The following is a 7,439-nucleotide window of genomic DNA, read 5'->3' as shown; positions in this document are numbered from 1 at the left end:
GTGGTTGTCAAGGCGGGAAAGATGCCTTGACAAACACCCGCCGCCCGCATTTGGGCTTCGTATCGGGGTGCGGGGAGGGGGCTGGGCGCCTGGGGTCGGCGGGGTGTGGCGGTGGGGGTTTAGGGATTGGGGCTAGCTGTATGAGGCCATGACGTTGGTGACGCCGGTGTGGAGCCGGGTGGCTGGTGGCTGGTTTCGGGCGGCAGTGTGTGGTCGGTGGTAGTTGTAGTGGATGTTCCAGACGTGCAGGGCTGCGGTGCGGTGGGCTTCGCTGGTCCAAACGTGGGCGTAGAGGAACTCTTCGGCCAGGATCCGGTTGTAGCGTTCGACTTTGCCGTTGTGGCGTGGGGTGTAGGGGTTGATCCGCTGATGGCGGGCGCCGCGCAGGACGGTGGCGAAGTCGTGAGCGCGGTAGCAGGCGCCGTTGTCGGTGACCAGGCGGTGGATGTGGGTGATGCCGTGGCGGGCGAAGAACGCCCGGGCGCGGTGGACGAACCCGATCGCGGTGCGGGCTTTCTCGTCGGGCAGGGCTTCGGTGTAGGCCAGGCGTGAGTAGCCGTCGACGGCGGAGTGAAGGTAGGTGTAGCCGGTCCGCTGGCCTCGGGTTCTGCCGCGGCGGGCGCGTTTGTCCTGGTCGCTGCCTTTGCCGTGGATCCGCCAGCCGCCGCCGTCGGGGATCTGGCCGGTCTTCTTCACGTCGAGGTGGACCATGTGCCCGGGCCAGCGCGCGGTGATCCGCCTCGGCTCGCGGTTGGCGGCGCCGGCGGGGTCGAGGAACCGGCGTCGGTTCAGCCCGAGCTGCAGCAGTTGCCGTCCGACGGTCCGCACGGAGATGGCGATGCCCTCGGCGGCCAGTTCGGTCGCGATCCGGCGGGCGGAGTATTTCTGCTGTCGGCGCAACTGCTCGATCCGGGCCACGACCTCGGCGGGGGCGGCGGTGGACTGGCGGTGCGGGACGCTCGGGCGGTCGAGCAGGCCGGCTTCGCCGTGGCGGCGCCAGCGGTTGACCCACTTGGATGCGCATTGGCGCGAGAGGCCCATCTCGGTGGCGACGTGGGCGATCGGGCGGGTCTGGCAACGCTGCACGAGCCGGCGGCGGCCCTCGAGCGACAGCGGGGCATTACGGTGGGACACGGACGGGTCTTTCTGCTCGGCGGACGAGTTGGTCGCACTTCTCATCCTGCCGCTGAAAGACCCGTCCCTCTTCTCAGGCCCTCGCCCGCGTCACCAACGTCATGACCCGCAACAGCTAGCGCCCCCAACGCCTCATTGGGTGCGTTTGGCGCACCGAATGTGGCATTGGGTGCGTGGGATGCACCGAATGCCACATTGGGTGCAGGCGATGCTTGGCAGGTGGGCCGTGAAGGACTCCTTGAGGGAATCCAAGTCCGTGAAGGGGCCCCTCACGCACGGCGGATGGTCGTGAGGGGAACCCTGGGGGAATCAGGGTCCGTGAAGGTGGCCTTCACGGAGCGCGGAAGTCCGTGAAGGGACCCCTCACGCACGGCGGATGGTCGTGAGGGGAACCCCGGAGAACGAGAGTCCGTGAGGGGCCCCCTCACGGACCGCAGGGAGCCCGCAAAAGCCCCCCGGCGAAATCAGGTCCCCTCAAGAAGCCCCTCCCGGCGTTTGGGCGTCGCGAGCCTCAAACCCACTTCCATCAGCCACCAGCCGAGCCGTTGCCGCGCGGGCGGGCGGGGCGTGGGCGGGCAGCGGACGGCGGCGGCGCGCAGTTCGTCGTGCCGGGCGGCGGCCAGTGCGGTCAAGAACGGGTCCATCAGGCTTCCCCCTCGTCGGCGGGTTCGGTGGTCGAGCGCGGGAACGCCGCCCATTGCGTGATCACCGCTTCGTCGCCGGGGCCGGCCGGGCGGCGGTAGTGCTCGATCACGGCTTCGATTTCCTGGATCATCTGCCGGGTTTCGTCGGCGGTGAGGGACAACTGCGTGCTGCTGAGCGTTGAGCTGTCGCGCCAGTCGTCCGCCCAGCGCGGCAGTTCGGCGACGAACTGGGCTTGTTCCCGGTACCGCTGGTCCACGTGCTGGTGCAGGAACGTCATCAGCGGCCCGGCCATCTCGGGATCGTGGACGAAATCCGCCGCGCTCATCCGCGTGGATTCCTGGGCCGCGCGCCACCAGCGTTCGCGTTTCGAGCCGCGGTCGGTGTCTTCCACGACCAGGCCGGTTTCGGCGAGCTGCCGCAGGTGCCACGACGTGGTGCCGGAGCTTTCGCCGACGCGTTTGGCGAGCCCGGTCGCGGTGGCCGGGCCGTCGACGGTCAGCAGGTCCAGCAGTTCCATCCGCAGCGGATGTGCCAGCGCGCGCAGGGTCTGTGCGTCGAGCTGGCGGGTGCGGCGTTCGGCAGGCATGCTCCTACTCTAGGACTGCAGAGAACTCTTTGCAAAGGTTTCTCTGCAATTAGGCAGCATAGACTCGGACACGTGGAGTCGACCTCGGTGGTGAGCGCGAACGCGGCCTTGTTCCGGCCGGTGCGGGCCGGGAACGCCTTCGAGGAGACCGTCGAGCGGCTGTTGCAGGCGATCCGGCTCGGCGTCGTCGGCGCGGGGGATCGGTTGCCGTCGGAGCGGGAGCTGGCCGAGCGGCTCGGCGTGAGCCGGGTGACGTTGCGGGAGGCGATTCGCGCGCTGGCCGACGCGGGGTACGTCGAGTCGCGGCGCGGGCGGTACGGCGGCACGTTCGTGAACGAGAAGCTGCCGGATCCGGCGGAGCGAGCGGTCGGCGAGGTGGACCCGGCAGGGTTGGAAGACGCGCTGTGCCTGCGGTATGTGCTGGAGACCGGTGCCGCGGAGGCGGCCGCGGCGCGGACGTTGAGCCCGGCGGACCGGCAGCATCTGACCGGCACGCTCGCGGAGGCGTCGGCGGCCGGTCTCGCCGATTACCGGCGCAAGGATTCCCGGCTGCACCTGGCGATCGCCGAGGTCACCGCGTCGGCGTCGCTGACCAGCACGGTCGCGGACGCGCGGACGCGGGTCAACCAGTTGCTCGACCGGATTCCGCTGCTCGAGCCCAATCTGGAGCATTCGAACGCGCAGCACGAGGCGATCGTCGACGCGATACTGGCCGGTGACCCGGTGGCCGCGCGGCAGGCGATGGCCGAGCACATCGAGGGCACCGCGTCGTTGCTGCGCGCGTTCCTCTCGTGATCAATTCACCGGACCGACAGAACCTTGTCACTAGTTCAGTCGTCCTTCCATCGTGGAGTCAGCCCCGGAGAGTGACCGATCCGCTGTTGTTCGTCGCAAGTGGCGCCGTATCCGCAGGGGTGCCTACTACCTGACCGGGTTCGCGGTCGGCGTGCCGCTGATCGCGTTCTGGATCGCCTACCTGCTGCTCGACGTCCGCAGCCCGCAGGACGTCCTCGCCTCGCTCGGCAAAACCGTCACGCTGAAGAACGCCGACGGCAGCGAACTGCTGCGCATCGTTCCCCCGGAAGGCGACCGGCGGTTCGTGCCGTTCGACCAGATCCCGCAGAAGCTGCGCGACGCCATCGTCGCCACCGAAGATCCGACCTTCTGGGCCAACTCCGGCTTCGATCCGACCGGGATCGGCCGCGCGTTCCTGACCGGCGTCGGCGGCGGCTCCGGGATCACCCAGCAGTACATCAAGAAATCGACCGGCGACGAGGATTCGACGCTCTCCCGGAAGATGCAGGAACTCGTGCTCGCCACGAAAATCACCCAGGAGCAGAGCAAGGAACAGATCTTCGAGAGCTACGTCAACATCATCTCCTTCGGGCGCAACACTTTCGGACCGGCAGCGGCGATGAACGCGTTCTTCGGCCGTCCGCTCGACAACAGCATCACCTGGAGCGAGGCCGCGTTCCTGGCCGGGATGATCCAGTCGCCGTCGGTGCACGATCCGGCGGCGTCCGGCGACGAGCACGCGGCGAAACGCTGGCGATACGTGCGCGACAAGCTGGTCGAGCGCGGCTATCTGAAGAACACCGACGGCATGGCCTATCCGGGCGCGGAGATCAAGCCGCCCGCGGAAACGCGAGTGAGCCTGAATTACGACCAGTACCACCTCAAACAGCGAGTGCTCACCGAACTGGAGGCGGCGGGATTCTCGCTTTCCCGGTTGCAGCAAGGGAATCTGACTGTTCAGACCACGCTGGACCCGGGTTTGCAGACCGCCGCGCACACCGCGCTGAGCGACCGGTTGAAAGGCGAACCAGCGGAGTTCCGCGGCGCGCTGGTGGCGGTCGATCCGACGAATGGTGCGGTGCGCGCGTACGACGGCGGCAACAACGGTGTCCGCGATTATGCGTCAACCGGGCACGCGCTCGGTTCGGCGTTCTACCCGTTCACCGCGGCGGCTGGGCTGAAGAACGGGATGTCGCTGGACGAGAAGGTGGCTGCTCCCAAGGAGATCCAGTATCTCGGCGAGAAGTTCGAGTATCCGCCGAAGTGCCCGCAGCCCTGCACCTTGCGCAGCGCGTTGACGTCGGGAGCGGACACGCCGTTCATCACGGTGTCCAAGAAGGTCGGCGTCGACGAGGTGAGCGCGGCGGCGCGTGCGGCGGGGATCCCGGACGCGGTGGACGGCACTCCGACCATGCGCGAACAGGACGGTGCCACGATCGGCTCAGGCATCGTCGTCGGCCGGTATCCGATGCGGCCGCTCGACGTCGCCGGGGCGTACGCGACCTACGCCAACAACGGGATGCGCGCGGCAGTGCACCTGGTGGACAAGGTTCTCGACCAGTCGGGGAAAGTCGTGTGGCAGCACGAAAACGAGCCGGTTTCGGCCGTGCCGGAGAAGGTGGCGCAGGACCTGACTTCGGTTTTGCGGACCACATTGCCCGACGGTCGCGAGGCGGCCCTGCGCACGGGAGAGTTCGAGCGCGGCAATTCGCGCGACAACCAGGACGCCTGGGCGGTCGGCTACACCTCGCAGCTGGCGACGGCGGTGTGGCTCGGCTCCGACGACAACCGCCGGCTGACCGATGCGGATGGCAAGAAGGTGACAGGTGCGTCGGTGCCCGCGGACGTGTGGCGGTCCTTCATGGCCCGCCGCTGACGTCCAGATCAGGCGGCCCGGCGGCTGACCTTCGGGATCACCATCGGGCTCCCGCTCTCCGGGCATTCCATCACCCGGCACGGCAGCTCGAAAATCCGCTCGACGTTCTCCGCCGTCACGACCTCCTCCGGCGTCCCGGTGGCCAGCACCTTGCCGTCGCGCATCGCGATCAGGTGCGTCGCGTACCGGGCCGCGTGGTTGAGGTCGTGCAGCACCGCGACCAGTGTGCGGCCCTGTTCGCTGTGCAGGGTCGCGCAGAGGTCGAGGATGTCGAGCTGGTGCGCGATGTCCAGGTAGGTCGTCGGCTCGTCGAGCAGCAGCAGATCGGTCTGCTGGGCCAGCGCCATCGCCATCCAGACGCGCTGGCGCTGCCCGCCGGACAGCTCGTCCACCATCCGCTCGGCGAGGTCGTCGACGCCGGTCGCGCGCATCGAATCGGCGACCACCGCCGCGTCGTCGCGGGACCACTGGCGCAGCAGTTTCTGGTGCGGGTACCGGCCGCGCGCGACGAGGTCGGCCACAGTGATCCCGTCCGGCGCGATCGAGCTTTGCGGCAGCAGGCCGAGCCTGCGGGCGACCTCCTTCGCGCCGTAGCTGGAGATCACCTCGCCGTCGAGGTACACCGAGCCCTCGCGCGGCTTCAGCATCCGGGCGAGCGCGCGCAGCAGCGTCGTCTTGCCGCAGGCGTTGGGACCGACGATGACCGTGAACGACTTGTCCGGGATGACCACGCCGAGCCGCTCGGCGACCGTGCGGCCGTCGTAGGCCAGCGTCAGGTTCTCGGCGTGCAGTCGGGTCTCTTCGCTCGTCAGTGCCACACAGGTAAGGCTAACCTAGTGACCCCCGTTCGGGGAGTTCCGTAGGTCGCATTAGCGAACAGTGACCGGCCGATGCCATGATGCGTCCGGGAGAACCCCGGCAGAGCGAGGGTGGGATGGACGACTACCGCGTCGTCGCGGACGAACTCGCCGCCGACATCGAAGCCGGGCGGTTGCGGCCCGGCGACCGGCTGCCGCCGCAGCGCCGCTTCGCGCGCGACCGCGGCATCGCCGGCTCCACCGCGGCCCGCGTGTACGGCGAACTCGTCCGCCGCGGCCTGGCGATCGGCGAGGTCGGCCGGGGCACCTTCGTGCGCGCGGCGAAGCCCGGCCCCGAACCGGCGCTGTCCGAACCCGGCAACGCGCGGGTGGACCTCGAACTCAACTTCGCTGTGCTGCCAAGCCAATCGGCCAAGCTGGCGCAAGCACTCGAACCCGTGCTGCGCTCGGACGTCTTCACCGACGCCCTGCATCCGCTCGGCGCGGCTGGCACCAAAGCGGTCCGCGAAGCGGCCGCCGCCATGCTCGCGCGCGGCACGTGGACGCCGGATCCGGCTTCGGTGCTGGTCGCGGGCAACGGACGGCAGGGCATCGCGGCCGCGCTCGCGGCGTTCGTGCCCACCGGAGAGCGGCTGGCGGTCGAATCCCTGACGTATCCCGTGGTCAAGGCCGCGGCGGCCCGGCTCGGCATCGAGCTGGTGCCGATCGAAACCGACGCGCACGGCCTGGTCCCGGCCGCGCTCGCGGCGAGCGCTCCGGTGCGGGCGCTGTACGTCCAGCCGACCCTGCACAACCCGATCGGCACCACGATGCCGCCGCAGCGCCGCGCGGAGCTGGCCGCGACCGTCCGCGGGCTGGATTTGCCGGTGATCGAGGACGGCATCTACACCTTCCTCCGCCCGGACACCGAACCGCTCGCCGCGCTGATGCCCGAGCGGACGGTCTTCGTGGACAGCCTGTCGAAACGCGTCGCGCCCGGACTCACCGCCGGATTCCTCGTGGTGCCACCGGCGTGGGTCGCGCGGCTGGCGAGCGCGATCCGGTCGGGCGGCTGGGCAGCGTCGCGCTTCTCCGTGGAGGCGGCGCGGCGGTGGATCACCGGCGGCGTGCTGGCGGAGGTCGAAGCCGCGAAGCGCGCGGACGCCGCAGTGCGGGCGAGAATCGTTGCTGAACGGCTGGCGGGCTTCCGGGTGTACGGCGACCCGGCGGCCTACCACCGGTGGTGGGTGCTGCCGGAGCAATGGCGGGCCGAGACCTTTGTGGCCGCTGCTGCCCGGCGGGGGATCGCGTTGTCCCCGGCGGCAGCGTTCTCGGTGGTGCCGGGGCACGCGCCGAACGCGGTGCGGATCGCGGTGTCGGCGCCTGCGGAGGCGACGCTGGCGAGTGCGTTGGAGGTGCTGGCTTCGCTGGCGAGCGGGTCGCCGGACGACACGTTGGTGGAGTAGGTGTCGTGGGTGTTTATGCCGGTTAGGGCGCACCGAGGTTCGGCTGCCTACGGGCTCACGAGCCCCAGCGGGGCACGGGGCATCGTCCGGGTTTGTGTCGGGTGGTGTGGTTGAGAGGTCCGTGAGGGCCACCTTGAGGG

Annotated in this window: 7 protein-coding genes; 3 read left to right on the top strand and 4 right to left on the bottom strand. The window is 69.5% G+C overall.

What is annotated here, in order from left to right; all coding sequences use genetic code 11:
• Positions 1-132 precede the first annotated feature (132 nt).
• The 3 genes from ACWGIC_RS44215 to ACWGIC_RS44205 form a co-directional block, all read right to left on the bottom strand.
• The gene (locus ACWGIC_RS44215; protein WP_452081928.1) at positions 133-1,134 is read right to left on the bottom strand and encodes an IS481 family transposase; all 1,002 of its coding nucleotides are present in this window, start codon (positions 1,132-1,134) and stop codon (positions 133-135) included.
• A gap of 464 nt (positions 1,135-1,598) precedes the next feature.
• Positions 1,599-1,778: a hypothetical protein gene (locus ACWGIC_RS44210; RefSeq protein WP_452081927.1), complete on the bottom strand. Its 180-nt coding sequence runs from the start codon at positions 1,776-1,778 to the stop codon at positions 1,599-1,601.
• Positions 1,778-2,365: an ArsR/SmtB family transcription factor gene (locus ACWGIC_RS44205; protein ID WP_452081926.1), complete on the bottom strand. Its 588-nt coding sequence runs from the start codon at positions 2,363-2,365 to the stop codon at positions 1,778-1,780. The genes ACWGIC_RS44210 and ACWGIC_RS44205 overlap by 1 nt, the downstream gene beginning before the upstream one ends.
• 72 nt (positions 2,366-2,437) lie before the next feature.
• On the opposite strand from ACWGIC_RS44205, the gene ACWGIC_RS44200 reads away from it, so the two are divergent.
• Both ACWGIC_RS44200 and ACWGIC_RS44195 read left to right on the top strand, forming a co-directional pair.
• Positions 2,438-3,160 (top strand): FadR/GntR family transcriptional regulator, encoded by a 723-nt coding sequence (locus tag ACWGIC_RS44200; protein ID WP_452081925.1) that lies wholly within the window; start codon positions 2,438-2,440, stop codon positions 3,158-3,160.
• A gap of 151 nt (positions 3,161-3,311) precedes the next feature.
• Positions 3,312-5,036, top strand: a complete 1,725-nt coding sequence (locus tag ACWGIC_RS44195) for a transglycosylase domain-containing protein (protein WP_452081924.1) — start codon at positions 3,312-3,314, stop codon at positions 5,034-5,036.
• Positions 5,037-5,044: 8 nt separating this feature from the next.
• On the opposite strand, the gene ACWGIC_RS44190 is transcribed toward ACWGIC_RS44195, so the two are convergent.
• Positions 5,045-5,854 carry an ABC transporter ATP-binding protein gene (locus tag ACWGIC_RS44190; RefSeq protein ID WP_378306058.1) on the bottom strand — a complete coding sequence of 270 codons (810 nt, stop codon included), beginning with the start codon at positions 5,852-5,854 and terminating at the stop codon, positions 5,045-5,047.
• Positions 5,855-5,970: 116 nt separating this feature from the next.
• Between ACWGIC_RS44190 and ACWGIC_RS44185 the strand changes: the two genes are divergently transcribed.
• Positions 5,971-7,299 (top strand): aminotransferase-like domain-containing protein, encoded by a 1,329-nt coding sequence (locus tag ACWGIC_RS44185; protein ID WP_452081923.1) that lies wholly within the window; start codon positions 5,971-5,973, stop codon positions 7,297-7,299.
• Positions 7,300-7,439 lie beyond the last annotated feature (140 nt).

Source organism: Amycolatopsis sp. NPDC054798 (genome assembly GCF_053611505.1).
This window is presented reverse-complemented; position numbering and strand designations above follow the sequence as displayed.

What these genes read in the sequence shown, in the direction of transcription:
- ACWGIC_RS44205 (WP_452081926.1), bottom strand. Translation starts at nt 2,365, where the DNA reads ATGCCTGCCGAACGCCGCACCCGCCAGCTCGACGCACAGACCCTGCGC.
- ACWGIC_RS44185 (WP_452081923.1), top strand. Translation starts at nt 5,971, where the DNA reads ATGGACGACTACCGCGTCGTCGCGGACGAACTCGCCGCCGACATCGAA.
- ACWGIC_RS44210 (WP_452081927.1), bottom strand. Translation starts at nt 1,778, where the DNA reads ATGGACCCGTTCTTGACCGCACTGGCCGCCGCCCGGCACGACGAACTG.